Source organism: Dyadobacter sp. 3J3 (genome assembly GCF_009801115.1).
Classification (GTDB): domain Bacteria; phylum Bacteroidota; class Bacteroidia; order Cytophagales; family Spirosomataceae; genus Dyadobacter.
The window spans coordinates 151,110-175,533 of record NZ_VTOL01000010.1 but is presented as its reverse complement, the minus strand read 5'-3'; the positions used below and the strand labels follow the sequence as shown (position 1 = coordinate 175,533).

Annotated in this window: 18 protein-coding genes; 13 read left to right on the top strand and 5 right to left on the bottom strand. The window is 40.1% G+C overall.

Translation table 11 applies throughout. The features are described from left to right. The first annotated feature begins 169 nt into the window (after window positions 1–169). From FZF08_RS21775 to FZF08_RS21765, 3 genes are all read left to right on the top strand, one after another. Window positions 170–2,941 (top strand): bifunctional aconitate hydratase 2/2-methylisocitrate dehydratase, encoded by a 2,772-nt coding sequence (locus FZF08_RS21775; protein WP_159473243.1) that lies wholly within the window; start codon window positions 170–172, stop codon window positions 2,939–2,941. 73 nt (window positions 2,942–3,014) lie between these two features. Beyond that, window positions 3,015–5,282: an aconitate hydratase gene (locus FZF08_RS21770; protein ID WP_159473240.1), complete on the top strand. Its 2,268-nt coding sequence runs from the start codon at window positions 3,015–3,017 to the stop codon at window positions 5,280–5,282. A 245-nt stretch (window positions 5,283–5,527) separates the two neighbouring features. Next, window positions 5,528–6,646 (top strand): MBL fold metallo-hydrolase, encoded by a 1,119-nt coding sequence (locus FZF08_RS21765; RefSeq protein WP_159473237.1) that lies wholly within the window; start codon window positions 5,528–5,530, stop codon window positions 6,644–6,646. 13 nt (window positions 6,647–6,659) lie between these two features. On the opposite strand, the gene FZF08_RS21760 is transcribed toward FZF08_RS21765, so the two are convergent. From FZF08_RS21760 to FZF08_RS21750, 3 genes are all read right to left on the bottom strand, one after another. Next, complete coding sequence (locus tag FZF08_RS21760; protein ID WP_159473234.1) at window positions 6,660–7,139, bottom strand: DUF6252 family protein; 480 nt, start codon at window positions 7,137–7,139, stop codon at window positions 6,660–6,662. A gap of 302 nt (window positions 7,140–7,441) precedes the next feature. Next, complete coding sequence (locus FZF08_RS21755; protein ID WP_159473231.1) at window positions 7,442–8,179, bottom strand: Ig-like domain-containing protein; 738 nt, start codon at window positions 8,177–8,179, stop codon at window positions 7,442–7,444. Between the two features lie 134 nt (window positions 8,180–8,313). Continuing rightward, window positions 8,314–9,285 (bottom strand): AraC family transcriptional regulator, encoded by a 972-nt coding sequence (locus tag FZF08_RS21750; protein WP_159473228.1) that lies wholly within the window; start codon window positions 9,283–9,285, stop codon window positions 8,314–8,316. 70 nt (window positions 9,286–9,355) lie between these two features. Between FZF08_RS21750 and FZF08_RS21745 the strand changes: the two genes are divergently transcribed. Next, window positions 9,356–10,021, top strand: a complete 666-nt coding sequence (locus FZF08_RS21745) for a chloramphenicol acetyltransferase (protein WP_159473225.1) — start codon at window positions 9,356–9,358, stop codon at window positions 10,019–10,021. Here FZF08_RS21745 and FZF08_RS21740 read toward each other — a convergent pair. Both FZF08_RS21740 and FZF08_RS21735 read right to left on the bottom strand, forming a co-directional pair. Continuing rightward, the gene (locus FZF08_RS21740; RefSeq protein ID WP_159473222.1) at window positions 10,005–10,679 is read right to left on the bottom strand and encodes a phosphatase PAP2-related protein; all 675 of its coding nucleotides are present in this window, start codon (window positions 10,677–10,679) and stop codon (window positions 10,005–10,007) included. The genes FZF08_RS21745 and FZF08_RS21740 overlap by 17 nt on opposite strands. 177 nt (window positions 10,680–10,856) lie before the next feature. After that, window positions 10,857–11,699, bottom strand: a complete 843-nt coding sequence (locus FZF08_RS21735; protein WP_159473219.1) for a hypothetical protein — start codon at window positions 11,697–11,699, stop codon at window positions 10,857–10,859. Between the two features lie 414 nt (window positions 11,700–12,113). On the opposite strand from FZF08_RS21735, the gene FZF08_RS21730 reads away from it, so the two are divergent. The 9 genes from FZF08_RS21730 to FZF08_RS21690 all read left to right on the top strand — a co-directional run bounded on the left by FZF08_RS21730 (window position 12,114) and on the right by FZF08_RS21690 (window position 24,396). Further along, window positions 12,114–13,757, top strand: a complete 1,644-nt coding sequence (locus FZF08_RS21730) for a TldD/PmbA family protein (protein ID WP_159473217.1) — start codon at window positions 12,114–12,116, stop codon at window positions 13,755–13,757. A gap of 151 nt (window positions 13,758–13,908) precedes the next feature. Beyond that, entirely contained in the window at window positions 13,909–15,267 is a 1,359-nt protein-coding gene (locus tag FZF08_RS21725; RefSeq protein ID WP_159473215.1) for a TldD/PmbA family protein, read from the top strand. A 65-nt stretch (window positions 15,268–15,332) separates the two neighbouring features. After that, window positions 15,333–16,970, top strand: coding sequence for a TldD/PmbA family protein (locus FZF08_RS21720; RefSeq protein WP_159473213.1), 1,638 nt, complete (start codon window positions 15,333–15,335; stop codon window positions 16,968–16,970). A 9-nt stretch (window positions 16,971–16,979) separates the two neighbouring features. Then, window positions 16,980–18,317 (top strand): TldD/PmbA family protein, encoded by a 1,338-nt coding sequence (locus FZF08_RS21715; protein WP_159473211.1) that lies wholly within the window; start codon window positions 16,980–16,982, stop codon window positions 18,315–18,317. A gap of 52 nt (window positions 18,318–18,369) precedes the next feature. Further along, window positions 18,370–18,987 (top strand): DUF4159 domain-containing protein, encoded by a 618-nt coding sequence (locus FZF08_RS21710; protein ID WP_159473209.1) that lies wholly within the window; start codon window positions 18,370–18,372, stop codon window positions 18,985–18,987. Between the two features lie 3 nt (window positions 18,988–18,990). Next, entirely contained in the window at window positions 18,991–19,974 is a 984-nt protein-coding gene (locus FZF08_RS21705; RefSeq protein WP_159473207.1) for a MoxR family ATPase, read from the top strand. 84 nt (window positions 19,975–20,058) lie between these two features. Further along, window positions 20,059–20,967: a DUF58 domain-containing protein gene (locus FZF08_RS21700; RefSeq protein ID WP_159473205.1), complete on the top strand. Its 909-nt coding sequence runs from the start codon at window positions 20,059–20,061 to the stop codon at window positions 20,965–20,967. Then, window positions 20,967–22,187, top strand: a complete 1,221-nt coding sequence (locus FZF08_RS21695) for a BatA domain-containing protein (RefSeq protein ID WP_159473203.1) — start codon at window positions 20,967–20,969, stop codon at window positions 22,185–22,187. Before FZF08_RS21700 ends, FZF08_RS21695 begins: the two co-directional genes overlap by 1 nt. Continuing rightward, entirely contained in the window at window positions 22,180–24,396 is a 2,217-nt protein-coding gene (locus tag FZF08_RS21690) for a DUF4175 family protein (RefSeq protein ID WP_159473200.1), read from the top strand. Before FZF08_RS21695 ends, FZF08_RS21690 begins: the two co-directional genes overlap by 8 nt. Window positions 24,397–24,424 lie beyond the last annotated feature (28 nt).

Here is a 24,424-nt window from a genome sequence, read left to right as displayed (position 1 = left end):
AAACCTGCTGTTTAAGAACAAAATCCACGACTGCATGGTTATATAAATGATACAGTAGTTCATAATGATGCTAAATAGTGTCAAAATACGTTAGGCACCCGGTTTGATATTATGTAAATTTTGTATTTTCGCACGATTTAATGACAACAGATAATCCCAATTTTGATTAATGAATATTTATAAGGATTACATCAAAGAAATTGAAGAAAGAAAAGCTCAGGGGCTTAATCCGAAGCCAATTGATGGTGCCGAATTGCTAGGTGAAATCATTGCACAAATTAAAGATTTAGCCAATGAGCATCGGGAAGACTCTCTTAAATTTTTTATTTACAATACATTACCGGGTACAACGAGTGCTGCTACTGCGAAAGCCAGATTCTTAAAAGAAATTATTCTTGGAGAATCGGTATTACCAGAAATATCGCCTGCTTTTGCTTTTGAGCTATTGTCTCACATGAAAGGTGGTCCTTCAATTGAGGTGCTACTGGACCTGGCTCTTGGAGATGACGTTTCTATTGCAAAAGATGCTGCAACGGTTCTTAAAACGCAGGTTTTCCTTTATGACGCGGATGTAGACCGTTTAAGGGTAGCATTCAAAAGTGGTAATGAAACCGCTATCGAGATTATAAAAAGTTACGCTCAGGCTGAGTTTTTTACAAAACTGCCTGAGGTACCGGAAGAAATAAAGATCGTTACGTTTATTGCTGGTGAAGGCGACATATCAACAGATTTGCTTTCTCCAGGAAACCAGGCTCATTCCCGTTCTGACCGTGAACTTCACGGAAAATGTATGATTACTCCTCAGGCACAGGACGAAATCAAGTCCTTGCAGGAATTACATCCGGATAAGAGCGTTATGCTGATTGCTGAACGTGGCACCATGGGTGTAGGTTCATCAAGAATGTCAGGAGTGAATAACGTAGCGCTGTGGACTGGTAAAAAAGCAAGTCCGTATATACCATTCGTTAATATAGCTCCGATTGTTGGAGGTACAAACGGTATTTCTCCAATTTTCCTTACCACAGTTGACGTTACAGGTGGTATTGGTATCGATCTTAAAAACTGGGTTAAAAAACTTGATGCGGATGGTAAGATTGTCCGCAATGAAAGTGGTGATCCTATCTTGGAGGAAGTGTACTCTGTTGCTACCGGTACTGTTCTTACGATCAATACCAGAACGAAGAAACTATATAACGGTGATCAGGAACTGATTGACATTTCTAAGGCGCTGACGCCTCAGAAAATGGAATTTATAAAAGCTGGTGGTTCATACGCAATTGTTTTTGGTAAAAAAATCCAGACAATCGCATCGAAGATTTTGGAAATCGAAATTCCTCTTGTATACGCTCCGTCAAAGGAGATTTCTTACGAGGGACAAGGTCTTACAGCAGTTGAAAAGATATTTAATAAAAACGCTGTCGGCCTGGCTCCGGGTAAAGTTTTACACGCGGGTTCAGATGTTCGGGTTGAGGTTAACATCGTAGGATCTCAGGATACTACGGGTCTTATGACTTCTCAGGAACTGGAATCTATGGCGGCTACGGTTATTTCGCCAATCGTTGATGGAGCATACCAGTCAGGCTGTCACACTGCATCAGTATGGGATAAAAAAGCGCAGGCTAACATTCCAAAGTTGATGAAGTTTATGAACGACTTCGGTCTTATCACGGCACGTGACCCGAAGGGTGAATATCTTTCCATGACGGATGTAATTCACAAAGTTCTTAACGATATCGTTGTGGACGAGTGGGCGATCATTATCGGTGGAGATTCACATACAAGAATGTCCAAAGGTGTTGCTTTTGGTGCAGATTCAGGAACAGTTGCTCTTGCATTGGCTACTGGTGAAGCCTCCATGCCAATTCCGGAGTCCGTGAAGGTTACCTTCAAGGGCGACATGAAAGATCACATGGATTTCCGTGATGTGGTTCATGCTACACAAGCCCAGATGCTTCAGAAGTTTGGTGGAGAAAATGTATTCCAGGGAAGAATTATTGAGGTTCATCTTGGAACACTTCCTGCTGACCAGGCATTTACTTTTACAGACTGGACGGCAGAGATGAAGGCGAAAGCTTCCATCTGTATCTCTGAGGATGACACGCTGATTGAATCACTGGAAATTGCAAAGGGCAGAATCCAGATCATGATCGATAAGGGCATGGACAACCACAGACAGGTTCTTCAGGGTTTGATCAATAAAGCTGATAAGAGAATTTCAGAGATTAAATCAGGTGAGAAACCTGGTCTTATTCCGGATGCGAACGCCAAGTATTATGCTGAGGTTGTTATTGATCTTGATGTGATCGTTGAGCCGATGATTGCTGATCCTGATGTCAACAATAAGGATGTTTCAAGACGTTACACCCACGATACAATTCGTGCGCTTTCATTTTATGGAGGTGATAAAAAAGTCGATCTTGGTTTTGTTGGTTCCTGTATGGTTCACAAAGGTGATTTGAAAATTGTTTCTCAAATGCTTAAGAACCTGGAAGAGCAACAAGGTAAGGTTGAATTTCATGCACCGCTCGTGGTAGCAGCGCCTACCTATAATATTATTGAAGAGCTTAAAAAGGAAGGTGACTGGGATGTATTGCAGAAATATTCTGGTTTCGAATTTGACGATAAAGCTCCGAAAGTTGCGGCTCGTACTGAATACGAAAATATGATGTATCTGGAACGTCCCGGCTGTAATCTTTGTATGGGAAATCAGGAAAAAGCAGCCAAAGGAGATACCGTTATGGCAACTTCAACCCGTCTTTTCCAGGGAAGAGTTGTAGAAGATTCGGGACTTAAAAAAGGAGAATCTCTACTGGCATCTACTCCCGTTGTTGTATTGTCTGCAATTCTTGGAAGAATTCCTAACATGCAAGAATACAAAGCTGCGGTGGTAGGCATTGACCTGACCAAGTTCGCACCTCCTGTTAAGCAATTAAGCAGATAAAATCGGCTAATTAAGTCTTCGGTGGTTCGGTTTTTGATAAGAGTGAATGTTTTTAGACATTAATTTAATTACTATGGCTTTTGACTTAAATATGATTAAGGGTGTTTACGCCCGGATGCAAGAAAGAGTTGAAGCTGCTCGTAAAATTGAAGGGCGGCCGTTGACTTTGGCAGAAAAAATATTGTATTCTCATCTTTGGGAAGGTACACCATCACAGGTTTATGAAAGAGGAAAATCTTACGTAGATTTTGCTCCTGATCGCGTTGCGATGCAGGATGCTACTGCGCAGATGGCTCTTTTACAATTTATGCAGGCGGGAAGGCCACAAGTTGCGGTTCCGTCTACGGTTCACTGTGATCACCTTATTCAGGCTGAGGTTGGCGCTGTTGCGGATTTACAGACTGCAAAAGATAAAAATAAAGAAGTTTACGATTTCCTTGCTTCGGTATCTGATAAATATGGTATCGGATTCTGGAATCCAGGTGCAGGTATTATTCACCAGGTTGTTTTGGAAAACTACGCGTTTCCGGGCGGTATGATGATCGGTACTGATTCACACACGCCCAATGCGGGTGGCTTGGGTATGGTAGCAATCGGTGTGGGTGGTGCTGATGCAAGTGATGTAATGTCAGGATTGGCCTGGGAGCTTAAAATGCCTAAGCTGATTGGTGTTAAACTGACAGGGAAACTTAGCGGATGGGCCGCTGCGAAAGACGTTATTCTTTGGGTTGCAGGTCAATTGACTGTGAAAGGTGGAACTGGCTGCATCGTTGAATATTTTGGTGAAGGTGCTGAAAGTCTTTCTTGTACAGGAAAAGGAACGATCTGTAACATGGGTGCAGAGATCGGAGCAACAACCTCTATTTTCGCATATGATCAGAAAATGGCTGCTTACCTTCGCTCAACTGACCGTGCTGATGTAGCGGATGCTGCAAATGCAGTTGCCGGTTACCTTCGTGCAGATGATGAAGTGTACGCTAATCCTGCCGCATATTATGATCAATTAATTGAACTTGATCTTTCGACGCTTGAACCACATGTAAATGGTCCGTTTACGCCAGATTTGGCCTGGCCTATTTCAAAATTCGCTACCGCGGTTAAAGAAAATGGCTGGCCGGAAGTTCTTTCAGTAGGTTTGATCGGTTCTTGTACCAACTCTTCTTATGAAGATATCAGCCGTGCGGCTTCTATTGCACAACAGGCGGTTGATAAAAAACTGGTTGTAACATCTGAATATACAATCACTCCTGGTTCTGAGCAGGTTCGTTTCACAGTAGATCGTGACGGTTTCCTTGATACGTTTGCGCAAATTGGTGGTGTGGTATTGGCAAATGCCTGTGGACCTTGTATTGGTCAGTGGGCGCGTCATGGTGCTGAAAAAGGTGAGAAAAATTCTATCATTACTTCTTTCAACCGCAACTTCTCAAAACGTGCTGATGGTAACCCAAACACGCACTCTTTTGTTGCATCTCCTGAAATCGTAACTGCTTTGGCAATAGCTGGTCGTTTGACTTTCAACCCGCTTACAGATACGATCATCAATTCAGAAGGAGTTTCTGTTATGCTTGACGAGCCATCCGGAATGGAGCTCCCTTCTAAGGGATTTGCAGTGGAAGATGCAGGATATCAGTCACCGGCAGAAGACGGGTCGCAAGTTCAGGTTATTGTAAGCCCAACATCTGATCGTTTGCAATTGCTCGAACCGTTCAAAGCCTGGGAAGGTACAGATCTTAACGGATTGAAACTTTTGATTAAAGCAAAAGGAAAATGTACAACCGACCATATTTCTATGGCCGGTCCATGGTTGAAATACCGTGGTCACCTTGACAACATTTCTAATAATATGTTGATCGGTGCGGTAAATTTTTACAACGAAAAAACAAACACGGTTAAAAATCAGTTGACTGGTGTTTACGGTGAAGTTCCCGCTGTGCAACGGGATTACAAAGCAAACGGTATCGGTACAATCGTTGTCGGTGATGAAAACTATGGAGAAGGATCGTCACGTGAGCACGCGGCTATGGAGCCTCGTTTCCTGGGAGCCCGTGCTATACTTGTAAAATCTTTCGCTCGTATTCACGAAACTAATTTGAAAAAACAAGGCATGCTGGCATTGACTTTCGCTAACACTGCTGATTACGATAAAATTCTGGAAGACGATACAATTGATATCAAAGGATTGCAGTCATTTGCTCCTGGCGTTCAATTGACTATTGTTTTGCATCATTCAGATGGTACAACAGAGGAGTTCCCGGTTAACCATACATATAATGAACAACAAATAGAATGGTTTAAGGAAGGCTCTGCCTTGAACATTATCCGTAAATCGGTAGCTGCATAGTTTTCGATTGATAGATTTGAATATGAAAAAGCTCCTGGAAACGGGAGCTTTTTTTGTGGGTAAATTCTATCATTACAAAACAGACGTACCATCTGCATAAAAAAATTATTATTATACCTAATTCGGTTTCTTGATAATAAATAATCATTTAAATTTGTTGATTGATCAATCAGTCGAAATTTAAAGGGAGGCAAAAGGGTAGTTGATTTTGCTTCCGGGCAGATTGAAAAGAATAAATAATTCAAATGAAAAAAATACTCATAAAAATGCTGGCAGGAATTTTAATTTTAACAGTCGTGCTGACGGCTGCAATATATTTGTTTTTACAACAAGATCAGTTTGGTAAAACACCTTCCGGAGTCAGACTTGCAAGAATTCAAAAATCTCCCAATTATCGTGATGGACAGTTTCAAAATTTAAGTATAACCCCCGATCTCGCCGAAGGAGTAAGTTATTTCACAGTTTTAAAAGAATTTATTTTTGATAAAAGTAAGAGGATCAAGCCAGAATCTGTTCTCCCTTCTGTTAAATCAGATCTTCTTCATCTGGACCCAAATGAGGACCTTTTGGTATGGTTTGGGCATTCGTCATACTTCATGCAGATTGATGGCAAAACGATGCTAATGGATCCGGTTTTTAGCGGTGCTGCATCTCCGGTAAGTTTTACAACGCCAAGTTTTGCCGGAAGTGACGTCTATTCAGTAGAAGATTTTCCTGCAATCGATTATCTTTTTATATCTCATGATCACTGGGATCACCTGGATTATGAAACTGTTTTAAAATTAAAATCCAAAGTTAAAAAAGTGATTACCGGATTGGGTACCGGCGAACATTTTGAGACATGGGGGTATGATCTTTCAAAAATCGAAGAAAGGGACTGGAATGAGCAGATAAATTTGGGTGAAGGTTTTGTGGTAAATTTGACACCTGGAAGACATTTTTCAGGCAGAGGTTTGTCCAGGAACCGTGCTATGTGGGTTTCTTTTGTGCTTCAAACGCCGACAAAAAAAATATTTTTAGGAGGAGATTCTGGTTATGATACACATTTCAAAAAAATAGGAGATAAGTTCGGGCCTTTTGATCTGGTGCTTTTAGAATGCGGTCAATACAATTACAACTGGAAATATATCCATATGATGCCGGAAGAAGTTGCGCAGGCAGCGGAAGATTTGAAAGCCAAAAAGCTAATGCCGGTTCACTGGGCCAAATTTGCATTGGGACAGCACGATTGGGATGAGCCGATCATCCGTGTCACCAAAGCGAGTAAATTGAAAAATCTGCCGCTGGTAACACCTATGATAGGAGAGATTGTAAATTTGAATGAGGATAAAGTTTTTCCAGCCTGGTGGGAAAATGTCAAATAGAATATTTTCTATTCTATTTGAGCAATTTCCACTTGAAACAACCATTACTAAATTTCAGGATATCGTTATTATTTTCTGGATTGGCATATTGCTTTGTAAGCGATAGGTCAAAAGTACCCTCTATTAATTTTTTTGTCGGATTGTAATTTGTTACGGTGAGCTGTCCGGTATCATTAGAGGTCATTACATATCTGCTGACGAGAACATCCCCGCCAACCGTTGAATAATATCCGGCCTGATTAGCTTTTAAGGGATAATATCCGGTATCATTAAACTTGATTTTTATCCATAAAATTTCACTGGAATAATTGGCCTTAAAAAGTAATGTTAATGTGTCAGAATCAGGTGTTTGTAAGGATATTTCGGTAGCTCCACTCCATTTTTCATCATTTCGTTCAGCTGAAAATAAATAATTTTCGGGAGCAATGGACTCCTCATCCTTTTTACAGGAGAATAGTACAAGTACTAAAAATGATATGGCTAATTTCCTCATGTGTTTGTCTTTTTAAAACCGACACAAGTTGTTTTCAATTGGTTGGAATCGCTGTTAAAAGAAGGAGAATGCAAGTGTAGGTTATTTCTTTTTCATTTTAATATTCTTAATGTCTACTCAAAGTGTCTTCCGAATTACAATTATTATAGGGAATCACATAGCTTTGAATTCATGTAATGATTGTTTTGGGTTGGTTATTCTGTAATATTTAACAGTGTTTTAGCGATGTAATGCATAGACTAAAAATAAAAAATCCCTCTTGTGTGGAGGGATTAATGAATCATATGATTTAATGGCACTTTTTACCTTTTCAATATGCTTTGATCGATTTTTTTAATATCTGCGGATAAACGTCCGTTTGTTAGTATCACTCTTCCATAAGAAGCATAAAATCCGATAGAATCATTTCTATCCAGAAATATACCCTGAGTTTTTTCGTCGTTGATATAAACATTACCTCCTGTTTGTGTAAGTACGGGTATGGGATATCTTTCTTTATAGAAGGTGGTGACCTCTTTTTCTATTTCATCTGTATCCGCAAAGTCAATGGCAACACTGGCAAGTAAGCCGTCCTGAAAAAAATAGATGATCCGATTAATCGCACTGTTGTTTCCTGCATAAACTAAATAGTTGTCGAACTCCTCCGTCAATAATTGCGTTGTTTTTGCCTTAATAGCTGCCTTGTCGGAGCCAAAATCAAATGAGGGTTCTTTAATGATCTGGCTGTAAGGGGTAATTGTTACTGTGGACATGAATTCCTTTCCGCCAGCAGTTGCCTTCACAACTGTTGTACCAATTTTTCGTCCTTTAAATTTCCCGTCATAAGCTACCGTCCCTACATTTTGGTCACTGGAAGACCAGCCAAATAAATTTCCGGCTGTAATTTCATTTCCTTTTTTCATTACAAATTGATGTTCCTGGTCATATTTTAATTCCAGTGTTTTGGGATCAGTCATTGTAATTTCAGGTTCCGCATCTTTTGACTTGGAACAGGAACTCAGAATAAAGGCCGCGCTCAGCAATAGTAAGAAACATTTCATGGCTAATAATAAGTTAATAAGGACAGGTAAGTTTGATCTATTTTAATATTATATGGAAATAACGTATTAAGATAAAAGGTAATGAAATTTACTCGTCTTGCAGTTACAAAATACATCGCCATAAAAAAACTTAGCTAGTTCCAGTTTCTTTTAATCTCTCCCGGAGTATATCCAAATTTACCTTTGAAAGCTCTGACGAAAGCTGCGTCGCTGTCATAACCGATAATAGTAGCAACTTCACCAATTGTAAATTCTTTGTTTAAAATTAAATCATGGGCGAATTCCAGTCTGAGCAGTTGAATATATTTAAAAACTGTTGTACCAAAAAGTTCTTTAAATCCAGCTTTAAGCTTGAATTCATTAAGAAGGAATTTTTTTGATAATCCTTCCAGGCTTTGAGAAATCAGATAATCCGCGGAAAGATATTCTCTTAAAGCATATAAACGTTCCTGATCATTCTTATTTATAACAACTTTCTTAAAACATATATTATCCTGATAACCACTCATCGTCAGAAGAATAAGTTCTTTAACTTTCGATCTTAAATATTGAATTTTTAAAGAATCAGCAATTTCGGGCGTTTGGATTTGGCGTAAGGTGTTTAGCTGTAAATAATTTGTACACCGATTGCTTTTATAAAGTGAAAATGAGTTTTCATTTTCACTCAAATTTAAAATAGCATCATATTCGGGCCCGCATTCGAGAAGGACCGAGTTGAAAAAATCAGGTTTGAGACCTACGCAGATGTATTGGTAATTATTTTGTTTTGGGAATAGGAAAGTGCTGACGGGATCCACACAATTAATCAGATTAAACTGTCCGGCTCCCATTTTCATTCCAGGTTTAAATCCTGAAATGTCGGCATCCGAAGTGCCATTAATCTGGAAATGTAAGCTTACATGCGTGGTATCCTGCAATTGCTCCACTTTTACATCTTCATGAAAATCTGACGACAGAAATAAAATGTCAAAGTTTTCATCTCTGAAATTTCTGCTTTTGCAATCAAATTTTTTATTTAAAAACCCGGACGCTTCATGAACGGAAAATTCTTTTACAAATTCCCGGTTGATCAGACTTGAAAATTCATTTCCTTTTAGCGTAAACATAATCCGTTTCGGTCAATTATTTATCCGTTTGAGCAAAGTCGCTTTTGACTTTAACTTGCAATTTGCACGAATGAAAGATACAATAAGCAAGACAAAAATAGACATTGAAAACTGGAAGAGAAAGGAGCATTTTGATTTCTTTCGAAGCTTCGAGCAGCCATTCTGGGGTATTACTACGGAAGTTGATTGCACTCGGTCATATCAGTATTGCAAAGAAAATAAAATTCCGTTTTCTACTTTTTACCTTTATAAATCACTTCTTGTTGCGAATCAGATACCGGAATTTAGGCAACGAATAGAGAATGGAGACGTTTTTGAGTACGGAAAAATTTCAGGCTCCGTTACCGTTTTAAGAGAAAATGAGACTTTTGGATTTGCCAATTTTAAGTTTGAAAAAAACTTTGAATTATTCAGAGAAGCTTTGGAAAGCCAGATTTTAACTGAAAAACAAAATCTAGGCTTAAAACCAGATTTTAGTCTGAACAGCCTTATTCATTATTCAGTAATTCCGCTTGTAAGATTTTCAAGTTTTCAACACGCGCAAAAAACGGATACTGAACATTCAGTTCCAAAAATCGTTTTTGGAAAATATTATAAAAACGAAAACGGTATGTTTTTACCAATTTCAATACATGTCCATCACGCCCTATGTGACGGCGTACATGTTGGAAAATTTGTGAAAGCTTTTGAAAAGGAAATGCAGATGGAGAGCAATAATATTAATTCTCTTCCATAACCTCTTTGTCCGCAACAATTTCCTTTTGGTTTTCATAAAGAGGTTTGGTGGCTAAGAATCTTTTTGCGCAGTAATAGTTGAAATAAGCAAAAAATGGTGCAGCCAATACATCCATACTATAGTGAACATGCTGAATCAACAAAAGCAGGCCGACAATACCTGTGGAAAACAAAACGAACAGCTTATCATTTTTCTTTTCCAGACAAAGATATATCAGGAATAACGTTGCTGTATGGCCGGAATAAAAGAGATCCTTGGTGATGAAAATCTGTCCGTAGAAATAATTGCTTAAGGGATCTCTCAATGGTATCAGGCCTTCCGGTGCACTGAGTGGAACAAGTGTAATCGTAATAATTCTGGTAAGGCATAAGGCGACATAAGACCACAGAAATCCGAGAAAAATCATCGGATTATATAGAAAACGAATGGTCGCCAATCCTACACAGGACCAGATGAGGATAAATATTATTTCTGAGCAATCTTTTGCAGGCAGTATGGAAAGCAAAATGTCATTTATAGCAATTCCATCCCGGACTTCGATGGCCAGGAAAAAATGATTCAAAAAAAAAGAAATGACACAAAGTATCAAAAAGCCGGAAATCACTGTCGTTTTGTATGATTTCTTTTGCCATGTTTCTTTCCAAATATTGGAAATCATATTCAAAAATGATGTCTTATATAAAGTAATTGGTGTCGTTCTTCCATTAATCAGTAAAAAATCTAATTTTTCGCTGTTTAGTACTACCCGAACTTAAAATAGTAATCCTGGGTAAAAGTATATAATTAAAAGGAAAGCCAGGGACAAGTTGATCCAAAGGCTAATTATCTAATTAAATTATAATCCGGACTGTTTTACAGCAAGCATTTTCATGATCGATTCAATAAAATTCATCACGAATTTATCTCTGGTGTCGTTACTTAAAAGATCCAGGGATAAATACGGATTTAGATCTTCCAACTCCACTAACAATAAGTCACCAGTCGAAGTTCTGCACGCATCTACGCGTTGAATTCCATGATTGACGGTATTCCATGCCATAAACCGCTCCGCAAATAATAAATCGTCCGCAGTTGCCTCGTATATTTCAAGATTCCATCTTTTATCTTTGTCCGGTGCATAAAGCGCGTATTGAAAATCTTTATCGATAAAATAGAACGATACTTCATAAACAAAGTCTACAAAGGGTTGCACAATATTTCCTTCAAGATTAATTTCTGCCAATCCTTCCTTATCAACAACCTGCATGCCTATGGAATCCGCTCCATTTTTCAACTTTACTATATACTTGTTACTTATTGCCAGCAATGGCAAATCTTGCAAATGTTCAATGGTCGGTATTACCGGATAGCCATCTTTTGTAAGTTCTGCCAAATAGGATTTTCCCTTCATATCAGCCCTGCCTGACATGGTATTGTAACACGCTAAATTTTTTGTATTAATCCTTGTAATAAATGAATTAAAGTAATTTTTATAATGCATCACAGGTCCAGTGTTTCTGAATACAATAAGATCAACAATCTCTTCAAACTTTTCAGAGTCACAAGGGTGACATAACAGTACATCAAAGTACGCACGTAATCTTGATGTCAGGTATAAATCCTCTTCATAGTATTTTCTGCCTTTTGCTTCAAAATATAAATCGGAAAGATATAATATAGAAAATTTCTTAGGTATCATGAAAACGGCCGATAATTGTTCGTTCGCAATATAATATTTTGAATTGGAAGTAACCTTGAAGATAGAGAAACAACTGACTAATTTCAGTTCAGTATAAAAAACTTATCAAAAGGTAATATCACACTATCTGACTTTTGATAAAATTTTCACCTGTTTTGAAATTCATTATCTGTTAACTCACGTCATTAATCGCAAACAAGCCTCTACTATTATAGATTATATGGGAAATATTGAATTGTATCTTTTTGTGTTGATGTAAATTTATAATTAAGCAAAAAATAATTTGGTAAAATTGTCCTTTCTAAGGTTTTTATCTAACTTGACGGTGTAAGAGCAGAATATTCTTGTTTTATCAAATTGACTAAAAAATATCATTTTTCTTCATCATATATTTATAAAGATTAAAGACGACGAATGAAAAGAAGAGATTTTATGCAAATGACGGGTATGGGAATGGGCGCATTAATGTTGCCGTCAGTTCCTATATTTGGAAACAGTGTATCAAGTGAATATTTACTTGAACCAGGTATAGACGTTGCCTTGAAAAAAAGATATGCGGACATTGCCCTGAACGCTACAAAAAGTAAAGGTGCTACTTATACGGATGTGCGGATCGGAAGATATTTACAGCAATTTGTTTTTACAAGAGAAAAGCAGGTTCAAAACATTGTTAATGCAGAATCTTTTGGCGTCGGTATCCGTGTTATTGCAAACGGAACCTGGGGATTTTCTGCAACCAGTGATGTGACACCGGAAGGTATTGCCAAATGTGCCGAAACCGCGGTAGCCATAGCCAAGGCAAACTCAAAATTTCAAAAGGATCCGGTAGTATTAGCTCCTCAAAAGGGAGTCGGGGAAGTAAGCTGGAAAACACCGATTAAGAAAAATACTTTCGAAATCCCAACATCGGAAAAAATAGAGTTACTGATGAACGTGAACGGCAAAGCCATGGAAAATGGAGCAGGCTTTGTCACTTCCAATATTTTTTCTGTCAACGAGCAGAAATATTTCGCTTCTTCTGATGGTTCCTATATCGATCAGGATATTCACCGGATCTGGCCAACCTTCACAGTGACAGCTATTGATAAGGCTGCCGGAAAATTCAAAACCCGTGGTGCGCTCAGTTCTCCAATGGGTATGGGTTACGAATATCTGGATGGCCTTGCCTCTGAAAAAATAGCTGGTCCAAATGGCACTGTGGGCTATCGCAGTTCTTATGATATGGTTGAAGATGCAATTCTGGCGGCTAAACAGGCGAAAGAAAAACTTACAACTAAATCGGTTTTGCCAGGGAAATATGATCTTGTTCTGGATCCTAATCATTTGGGTTTGACCATTCATGAATCCGTTGGTCACCCGACAGAACTTGATCGTGTGCTGGGTTATGAAGCTAATTATGCTGGTACAAGTTTCGCAACTTTGGACAAATGGGAATCGAAAAAATTTAATTACGGAAGCAAGCTTGTAAACATCGTTGCAGACAGACTTCAACCACATACGTTGGGTGCTGTTGGTTTTGATGACGAAGGAGTTCCAGCAAAAGAATGGGATATTATCAAGGACGGAATTCTTGTGAACTATCAGGCAATTCGTGATCAGGTTAAGATAATTGGTGGCAAGGAATCCAATGGTTGCTGTTATGCCGATAACTGGGATTCAGTGCAATTCCAGAGAATGCCGAATATTTCACTTCGTCCAGGAACAGAAAAACGCAGTGTTCTTGATATGATCAAAGGCGTTGAAAAGGGAATATATATCATTGGAGCTGGATCTTATTCGATTGATCAGCAGCGATATAACTTCCAGTTTGGCGGACAGGTTTTCTATGAGATCAAAAAAGGAGAGATCGTGGGCATGTTAGATGACGTTGCTTATCAATCAAATACCCAGGAATTCTGGAATTCCTGTACGCAGATTTGTGACAAAGATGATTACCGCACATTCGGTTCTTTTTTCGATGGAAAGGGGCAACCGTCTCAAATTAGTGCCGTTGCACATGGAAGTGCGACTACGAGATTTGATGGCGTGAATGTGATTAATACGGGAAGGAAAATATGAATAGTGGCTTTCGGCAGTCGGCTTTCGGCTGTCAGACCGTGACATATAGTACTTTTTATTCAGAGTTCGAGGTTGATTGCCGACCGCCGAAAGCTGATAGCCAATGAAATTCCTACCTAACTGACTGTTTATAAATTAAATTTTTTCTAACATGGCTGTCTTATCAAAAGAAGAAGCAAAGCAAATAATTGACAAAGTATTGGCTTTTTCGAAGGCCGACGAAACGAGTGCCAATTTGGATGGGAGTCGGACTGGAAATATTCGTTACGCCAGGAATTCGGTATCAACGAGCGGTGAAACAACTAATCTTTCACTTTCTGTTACATCGGTTTTTGGTAAAAAATCAGGAACCGCAACGATTAATGAATTTGACGACAAATCGTTGGAAAAAACGGTGAGAAGAGCAGAAGAAATTGCTAAGCTCGCACCGGAAAATCCGGAATATGTAGGAATGCTCGGTCAGCAAAACTATCTGGATATCAAATCTTTCGCTGCCAGTACAGATGCAATTAATCCTGATTTCCGGGCGGAAGCGGCGTTTAAAAGTATTGACCCATGTAGTAAAAAAGATCTGACAGCAGCTGGTTATTGGGAAGACAGTACTGGTTTTACTGCCATTGGAAATACAAAAGGGTTGTTTGGGTATAATGCCGCAACATCAGTAGATTTTTCGATTACCGTCAGAACTAATGATGGCCTGGGTTCCGGTTATGCGGTGCGTGATGTTAATGATGTTTCAAAACTGGATGTCGCCCTGGCAACAGAAGTAGCGATTCAGAAGGCACAGGCTTCTTCAAAAGCACGAGCTTTGGAGCCTGGAAAATATACGGTTATTTTAGAACCAACCGCTGCTGTTGATCTTCTTCGGAACATGATGGGAAGTATGGATGGCCGGAATGCAGATGAAGGAAGAAGTTTTCTTGGTAAAAAAGGAGGGGGAACCCGTCTTGGCGAAAAACTATTTGACGAACGTGTAAACATTTATTCTGATCCGCAAAACCTTGAAATTCCGGGATCCCCGTTTGGTGGAGGCGGTGGACGCTTTGGCGGCGGCGGAGGAGGTGGCGGAAGTGATGGACGGGCGCAGGAAAAAGTGGTTTGGGTTGAAAACGGGGTTGTCAAAAATATGTATTACTCCCGTTATTGGGCTGAGAAAAAAGGGGTGAAAGCGATTCCACCTCCATCAGGATTTATTTTTGCAGGTGGCAATGAATCTCTTGCAGAAATGATCAAAGGAACAGAGAAGGGAATTTTGGTAACGCGTCTTTGGTACATCCGCGCCGTGGATCCGCAAACTTTACTTTATACCGGACTAACCCGCGACGGTACTTTTTATATTGAAAACGGTGTGATTAAATATCCTGTGAAAAACTTCCGTTTCAACGAAAGTCCGGTCATTATGTTGAACAATCTTGAAGCAGCAGGCAAGCCGATGCGTCAGGGTGGAAATCTGGTACCGCCATTGAAAATCCGTGACTTTACTTTTACAAGCTTATCCGACGCCGTTTAAAAAGACGAAGGGATTCTAAGTTTATTTATACAATCATTTATTGACCTAAAAAGGAGGGACTTAACTTGAACCGACGCGATTTTATTCAGATAGCCGGACTTAGCACCGGTGCATTTATGTTACCAGGTTTTGCCAACGGAAGAACTGTTTCTCCCGAAGCACTTTTAGAACCGGGACTTGACGTTGCCGTTAAAAAAAGACTGGCAGACGCAGCGCTCAACGCAGCGAAATCGAAAGGTGCGACCTACGCCGATGTGCGTATTGGGCGTTATCTGAACCAGTTTGTAATTACAAGAGAAGATAAAGTTCAAAATATAGTCAATACGGAATCTTACGGTGTAGGTATCCGTGTGATCGCCAATGGCTGCTGGGGTTTTGCCGCTGTTGCCGATGCAAAAAGTGATGTGCAAATTGCCAAAGCGGCGGAAGATGCCGTTGCGATTGCCAAAGCAAATTCAAAATTGATGAAACAGCCGGTTGAGCTGGCTCCGCAAAAAGGTTTTGGTGAAGTAAGCTGGAAAGCACCTATCAAGAAAAACGCATTCGAAGTTCCTGTTAAAGAAAAAGTGGAATTGTTGTTGGGTGTCAATGATGCCGCTATGAAAAACGGAGCGAATTATGTCAATTCGATTCTTTTCATGGTGAATGAGCAGAAATATTTTGCTTCAACAGATGGCTCTTATATCGATCAGGATATTCACCGCATGTGGCCTAACTTCACGGTTACAGCAATTGATCCGGCATCAGGAAAATTCCAGACCCGTAATGCGTTAAGTTCTCCAATGGGAATGGGTTATGATTATTTGCAGGTAAATCCAAAAGATAAGGTGACCGGCGTAACAACCCGTTATAATATGGGATATGATATGCTGGAAGATATCACGGCAGGAGCCCAGCAGGCAAAAATGAAATTGTCTGCAAAATCTGTCGAGGCTGGGAAATATGATCTGATCCTGGATCCTTCTCACCTTTGGTTAACGATTCACGAATCCGTAGGTCATCCGCTTGAACTGGATCGCGTACTAGGTTATGAAGCAAACTTTGCCGGTACGTCTTTCGCTACTTTGGATAAATGGCAATCGAAAAATTTTAAATACGGAAGCGATAAGGTTACGCTTATTGCGGACAAAACGCAGGTTGGTTCATTAGGTGCTGTGGGTTGGGATGATGAAGGAGTGAATACCAAGAAATGGGATTTGGTGAAGGATGGTGTTCTGGTGAATTATCAGGCAATCCGTGACCAGGCCAAAATCATCGGTGAAAAAGAATCACATGGCTGCTGTTATGCAGATAGCTGGAGTTCGGTTCAGTTTCAGCGTATGGCCAACGTTTCTCTTGCTTCCGGCAAAACACCGCTTTCGGTTGAGGATATGATTAAGGATGTTAAAAAGGGAATTTATATTATCGGTGACGGATCTTTTTCAATTGATCAGCAGCGTTATAATTTCCAGTTTGGCGGACAATTATTTTACGAAATCAAAGATGGGAAAATCGTTGGTATGCTGAAAGATGTGGCTTACCAATCCAACACGCAGGAATTCTGGAACTCATGTGTTCAGGTTTGTGACGATCGTGATTATCGTTTGGGCGGTTCATTCTTTGACGGAAAAGGTCAGCCATCACAATCGAGTGCGGTTTCTCATGGAAGTTCAACAGCTCGGTTTGCAGGTGTTAACGTTATCAATACAGCCAGAAAAATTTAATACTGAAATATGTCAGTGATATTAACGGAAGCAGAAGCAAAAGCATTGTTACAGAAGGTTTTGAAGTATTCAAAAGCGGATGAATGCGAAATTAATATATCAGGAGAAAAGAAGGGGAATATACGTTACGCCCGAAACGAAGTTTCTACGAGCGGCGCACAGACGACGCAGAATCTAATCGTTCAGTCTTCTTTTGGAAAAAAAGTTGGGGTTGCTACAACGAATGAATTCAGCGATGAAGCATTTGAAAAAGTAGTCCGTCAGTCCGAAGAACTTGCTCAATTAGCACCGGAAAATCCTGAATATGTTGGTGTGTTAACGCCTCAACAATATAAAAAATCATCCGGTTTTTTTGATTCCACGGCTAACATTACGCCGGATTTTCGAGCAGATGCTGTGGCTAAAAGTCTTGAATTGTCAAGAGTGCAAAATCTGGCAGCGGCAGGATTCTGGGAAGACACGCATGGCTATTCGGCCATGCTTAATTCCAAAAAGCTTTTCGCTTATTACCCAAGTACGGATGTTAACTTTTCTTTGACTGTCAGAACACCGGATGGCACAGGTTCGGGTTATGTGGCAAAAGGTTATAGTGACGTTTCCAAACTGGATATTGAATCTGCGACAAGAATTGCCATTCAAAAATCGACAGGTTCAGTAGGAGCGAAGGCTTTGGAGCCTGGAAAGTATACCGTTATTCTTGAAGCGACGGCGGCAGCAGTTTTATTGGAAAACATATTTTTCAATATGGATGCCCGAAGCGCTGACGAAGGTCGTTCTTTTTTGAGTAAGCAAGGTGGTAAAACCAAACTTGGCGAAAAGATCGTGGATGAGAGAGTCAACATTTATTCCGATCCTGCTCATCCTGAATTGCCATCAGCTCCCTGGGCTGGTGACGGTCAGCCAATGGAAAAGGTGAACTGGATTGAAAAAGGTGTGGTCAAAAACATGGCTTACTCGCGTTATTGGGCACAAAAGAAAGGTGTTAAAGCTGTTCCTTTTCCAAATAATATGATCGTGGCCGGCGGTACCGCAACTTTGGAAGAAATGATTGCTTCTACAAAACAGGGAATTCTGGTTACAAAATTATGGTACATCCGCGAAGTAGATCCGCAGACATTATTGCTGACAGGACTAACGCGTGACGGTACTTTTTACATAGAAAACGGCAAAATCAAGCATCCGGTCAAAAACTTTCGTTTCAACGAAAGTCCTGTGATCATGCTCAATAACCTGGAAACACTTGGGAAACCTGAGCGGGTTGTCAGCACGGAATCAAACCAGAATTACATGATGCCGCCGATGAAAATCCGTGAATTTACATTTTCGTCACTGTCTGACGCAGTATAAATTTTATTTTCTGCGGAAAATTTTTCCGCAGAAAATACCTTTTACCTAACCTATGAAACCTTTTTTCTTCACCCGTCTTCAGTATACCTCAGGAAACTGGGATACCGATCAGCGCATGCCTTCAAATTTGCTGCATTCGCTGGTGGAGTATACCACCATTCCCATTGATGAGAAGGAAAAGGTGGTGCTGCTGAGCAGTAATGATATTTTCAAAAGTCCGTTTTGTTATTTGAGCGGTCACAAACTGGTCGAGTTTTCAACCCAGGAAAGAGATCATTTTAAACGTTATGTACAAAATGGAGGATTCGTGTTTGTGGACGATTGCAACCATGATATAGACGGGTTATTTGCTAAATCCTTTGAGCAGGAAATGTCCAGAACATTCGGTCCCAAGGCTTTACAAAAGATTCCAAACAATCATCCGCTTTATAACAGTTTTTTCCATTTTGAAGATGGTCCGCCTACAACCGCTTTTGAGCTGAATGGCTGGGGAGATGATCTGGTGCATGATTATCTGAAAGCGGTAACGATCAATGGGCGGATCGGTGTGCTTTACAGTAACAAGGATTATGGCTGTGAGTGGGATTATGATTTTAGAAATAAACGTTTTTTGGCCGTCGACAACACGAGATTCGGGGTCAATATTGTCATGTATGCTTTAACTGCTTAACGATTGGAAACTCAGGAACTAACCCATTATAAAGCCTTGGTAGCGAAGCTGCCGCTTCTTAAAAAAGAGATTGGTAAAGTCATTGTTGGACAGGAAGATGCGATAAATGAAATCCTTATTTCTCTTCTCGCCGGTGGCCATTGTTTGCTGGAAGGGGTACCCGGACTGGCAAAAACGTTGATGGTAAAAACCATGTCCGAAGCTTTGCATATGAGTTTCAAACGCGTGCAGTTCACGCCCGATTTGATGCCGGGTGATATTGTAGGTACTGAAATTCTGGAAGAGGATCACGATACCGGAAAGAAATTTTTCAAATTCAATCAGGGACCTATTTTTGCCAATGTGGTTCTTGCGGATGAAATAAACCGGACGCCGCCAAAAACACAGGCCGCGCTTCTGGAAGCGATGCAGGAGAAAAGTGTAACCTATGCAGGGACAAATTATGCATTACCAAATCCGTTTCTGATAATCGCCACGCAAAATCCGATTGAACAATCGGGTACCTACCCATTGCCCGAAGCCCAGCTCGACCGTTTTCTTTTGTATATCAAACTAAGCTATCCAAGCGAACAGGAAGAGCTGGACGTATTGAAAAATACGACTGGTTCAAAAGGTGTGGTAATCAACCGTGTGCTTAGTGATATGGATATTATTGAACTTCAAAAGTTAACCAGACAAGTTCATATCAGTGAAGATCAGATTTCTTTTATCAACCGGTTGGTTCGTGCAACCAGGCCTGATGGAAGTCCTTCTGAATTTGTAAAACAGTGGTGTGACTGGGGCGCGGGACCAAGAGCCGGGCAAGCGCTCGTACTTTGTGCAAAAGCAAGAGCAGTTTTGAATGAGCGATTTGCCGTAATTCCGGAAGATATTCACACGCTGGCTTTTCCAATTCTGCGCCACCGGATTTCAATGAATTTCAGGGCGGAAGCGGAAAATATCACATCGGATAACGTCATCGCAGATTTAATCAAAACATTGAAATAGGTTTTCGGCCATCGGCTATCAGCAATCGGCGTGTTAAGTGCCAGGATTGAAAGCCGAAGGCCGATTGCCGAAAGCCAAAAACCTATGTCACAAAAACGTACCGGGCTTCTTGCTGCGGATTTGATTAAACTTGGAAACCTTCAGCTGGTTGGAAAACTGGTGAGTGAAGAACTTATGCTGGGTGTTCACGCCAGTAAACGTTCGGGCATGGGGACTGAGTTTGAGCAATATCGTCACTATGAACCCGGCGATGACCCGAAACGCATTGACTGGAAATTATATGCCAGGACCGATAAACATCTTGTTAAGGAATCTTCCGCCGAAAGTAACAGACAAATTCGCTTTTTGCTGGATCTTTCCGGTTCGATGAATTACGCTGAAAATGGCATGAGCCGGCTTGAATATTCGAAATTACTGATCGCTTCCCTTGCATATCTCGGTTATATTCAGAATGATCAGATGAGCCTTTATTCTTTGCAGGGAGGAAAAGTTAACAGCATTGCAAGCGGTGCATCAAGTTCGGGAAAACAGGCTTTCAATAAAATATTATTTGGACTACAAAAAACGACAGCCTCAGGAGCCTGGACGTCAGATTTCGCAGCAAATGGAAAGTTGCAGTTTCCTGAATTTGCAACGAAAAGTCAGGAGCAACTGATTTTTGTGACGGATTTTCTTCAGGTAGGAGAAGAGTGGCTTACATTGATAAAATCCATTGCAAGTCCCCGGCGGGAAATAGTTATTTTTCAGATTTTGGGAGATAATGAAGTGGATTTTAATCTGACAGGTTTTTATCGTTTTAAAGATTTGGAAACCGGAAAAGAAATTGAATTACAGGCGGAAGTAGTGAGGGATAAGTTTAAGGAATCATCAAAAGCATATTTTGATATGCTCGAAGAAGAATTGCGGATTCCATACGTAAATCTGGTTCAAGCCAGGTTGAGTGATCCGCTGGGAATGGTTTTAAAAGAATTTTTAACAAGAAGGAAAGGCTAATGAATTTCTTACAACCTTTCATGTTTTGGGGTGCACTGGCAATAGCCATACCTATTTTTATCCATTTCTGGCATCAGAAAAAAGGTAAAGAACTGGACTGGGCTGCTATGCAGTGGCTTATTGATAAAAGTCAGCAGCAGAGTCGAGGCTTTCGACTCGATGATCTGCCGCTCCTTGTTGTGCGCAGTTTGCTTATTTTGCTATTGACATTTTTGTTAAGTCAACCCGTAATAAAATGGTTCAAACAAATTGAGAATTCTGAGCGTATTCATCTGGTTGAACCATCCGCAAATCTGGTTAACAATTATCGTTTTGAAATTGAAACAGCTATAAAAAAAGGAGAGAAAGTATTTTGGATAGGTCCTGAAAACAAAGAAGTTAGAGATTTGTCTTCGTTTTCAAATCAGAAAAATAAAGGCACTTTTTATCTTCAGGAAGTCATTAACAAAGTAAGTAAAACGGGAGCAAAGCTTGATCTATATCTTGTCAGTGACCAGAAACTACTTGATTTGCCAAAAATTTATATTCCGGAAGCTTACACTTTACATACTTTAACCGATTCGTCCCAAAATTATCTTCATAAATACCTTGACTTGGGTGATGGTAAAAAGTTGTTTGTCAACAAGGGCCAATTAACAGTTTCAAATCCGGAAAAATCCAGTGATTTGCCGAAGCTGGAATCAACGCCGGTTCATTCAGGGAAATTAAATGTTTTGGTTGAATACAAAAACAAAGCGGAACAGCAAACCGTGGAAGCGGCACTTGGTTCTCTGTCGACGGTATATTCTTTGCCAATGCAGATCGATTTCAAAAGTGTCAGTGAAAAGAAATATGATCTTGTTATTACCGATCAAAAAGTTGGCAAAACGAATCCGGAAACAATGTATGTTTTATCTGGAAAGTTGAATTCGGGTAACCAAAGTCTTATTTCAAACGTTATTCAATTACAGGATTCACTTCGGATCCAGACATCAGAAATGGTTAATTCCGGGCAACTGCCGGAATTTCTTGGCGATGCTCTTATCTCACATTTTAAACTGGACGAGCCTCAGAAATTGATAAGTCAAAAACAATTAAAAGCACAGTTTTTGCAGACCAAACCTTTGGAAATGAATCAGGAAGGCAGTTTACGGCCATGGCTTCTTATTCTTTTTATAGCATTACTCATTCTTGAACGCTGGATGGCTTTAAAGAAAACGATACAGAAAAGTTATGTATGAGCTAAAAAAATTAATCAATTCTGTCACCACACAGCTTTACGCCAATGCTTTTATTAGGTGTTTGCTGCTGGCACTTTCTGCTTTTGTCCTTACGTCCGTATTCAAGCAATCTTCACTGACGGCTCCGGTTTTGGCTGCGGTTATTGGATTAGGAATTGGCGCGTACATCACAAAGTTATATCAAAATAAAAAGCCGCAGGCTATCAGCTTGATCCACCAAACTGTTGGTGAATCGGAATATAGTTTGCATTTACTGGAAAAAGATGAACTGAATATTGCTGAGCAATTGCAATTGGACAGACTGAATCAAAATGTTTCTGCCGGTCATTTTCATTTCCGTAATCTGTATGACGGAACGATGATGTATGGCCTTATTTTTCTTTTTTCGTTGGTTTTTTACAATTTATACCCACACATGAATTTCGCTACGGGAAGCCCGTCTGCGATTTTGAATACTACTAAAAATGTACAAAAAGCCAATATTCTTGTTGCACCGAGCTTTGAAACGGCAAATGTTACGATTAATCCACCAGGTTATACGAGCTTTCCAACTAAAAAATCGACTGACTTAAATGTAAGTGCAATGATTGGCTCAGCCCTGAATTGGGACGTTACTTTTAGTCATCAGGATAATTTGTCGGTCCGCCTTGCGAACAATCGTGGTGATGAACTTTTATTTAAAAAGACAAACGGTATTTTTCAATACAAAGACAAGCTGACAGGCTCCGGACTTTATTCGATTAAGGCATATTGGAAAGATTCACTGGTGTATCAGTCTGATTTTTACAAACTGGAAGCCCAACCCGATCTTGCACCAAAGATTGAACCTGAGTCAAAAGAATTGTATCAATATCACTATCTGAAAGACAACAAAACGATTCAGGTTTCGGCAAAAATGTCGGATGATTTTAAAGTGAAACAAGCGTTTATAGTAGCGACGCTGGCGCGTGGTTCCGGTGAGAATGTGAAATTCAGAGAAATGAAATTTCCACTTTCACCAGCCAATTTCAAGGAAGCAAAATTAAGCCAGTCAATCGATTTGAAGGCACTTAATTTTACTCCAGGCGACGAACTTTACTACTATTGGGCAGCGATTGATAACAAAGAACCGGAAGCTAATTTTACCAAATCAGATACGTATTTTGTCGTATACAAAGACACGGCGAAAGTCGAGGAATCAGAACTTTCGACAATGTCGGTTAATACAGTTCCTGAATATTTCCGGAGTCAACGTCAGATTATTATCGACACTGAAAAGTTGATTGCCAAGAGAAAAAAAATCAAAAAGGAAGAATTTAATAGTACTTCCAACGAAATCGGTTTTGATCAAAAAGTACTTCGCTTGCGCTACGGCCAGTTTTTAGGGGAAGAATTTGAGCAGAATATTGGCGGTGGAGGCGGAGCACCGCATGAAGAAAGTGGTAGCGGAAATATCCTGGATGCTTTTACCCATAAGTCTGACTCGGAAGGTGAAGCGGCTGAAAACCGGAAATCCCAGCCGGAAGAATCACATCATGACCACGGTGGGGGGAATCAGGAAAGTGGTTCAAAAGATGCGATGGCAGAATTAATTGAGCAATATGGTCACGCACATGATGACGCCGATATCAATACTTTCCACGAACAATCTACCAAGAGTTTGTTGAAAATGGCTTTGGAGCAAATGTGGCAGTCAGAATTACATTTACGTATGTACGAGCCTGAAAAAGCCATTCCTTTTGAAACCAAGGCACTTGAATATTTGAAACAAGCTCAGCACAAAGCACGCGCGTTTGTCAAGAAAAGCAGTTATGATCCGCCTCCGATCAAGGAAAAAGAAAAACGGTTAACCGGTGAATTGACCGATGTCAGCAAAAATTTTAATCAGGAAAAGATTATCAATATGACACGGACTGAACAGTTAGCCGCCGAGGTTTTGGGTTATCTGGAATATGATAAACTAAACACTTCCCAGCGCGCTAAATTCCAGGTTGCCGGAACCCAATTATCGGATCGTCTGATGAACAGCGGACCTTTTAATGGAGGACTTCAAAACTGGTCGGTACTTGGATCACTTCAAAAACTTATAAGTGGCAAACCGATTTCTGCTACTGAAAAAGAACAACTAAAAACAGAGTTGTACAAACGTTCAGGTGCAAACGCACAAAGTGGCCGTTCGTATGTCAGTGAGAAAAAACTGGAAAATATTTTTTGGAAAAAACTAAAATGAAACCGGAAGAAAATATCCGGGAATAGTG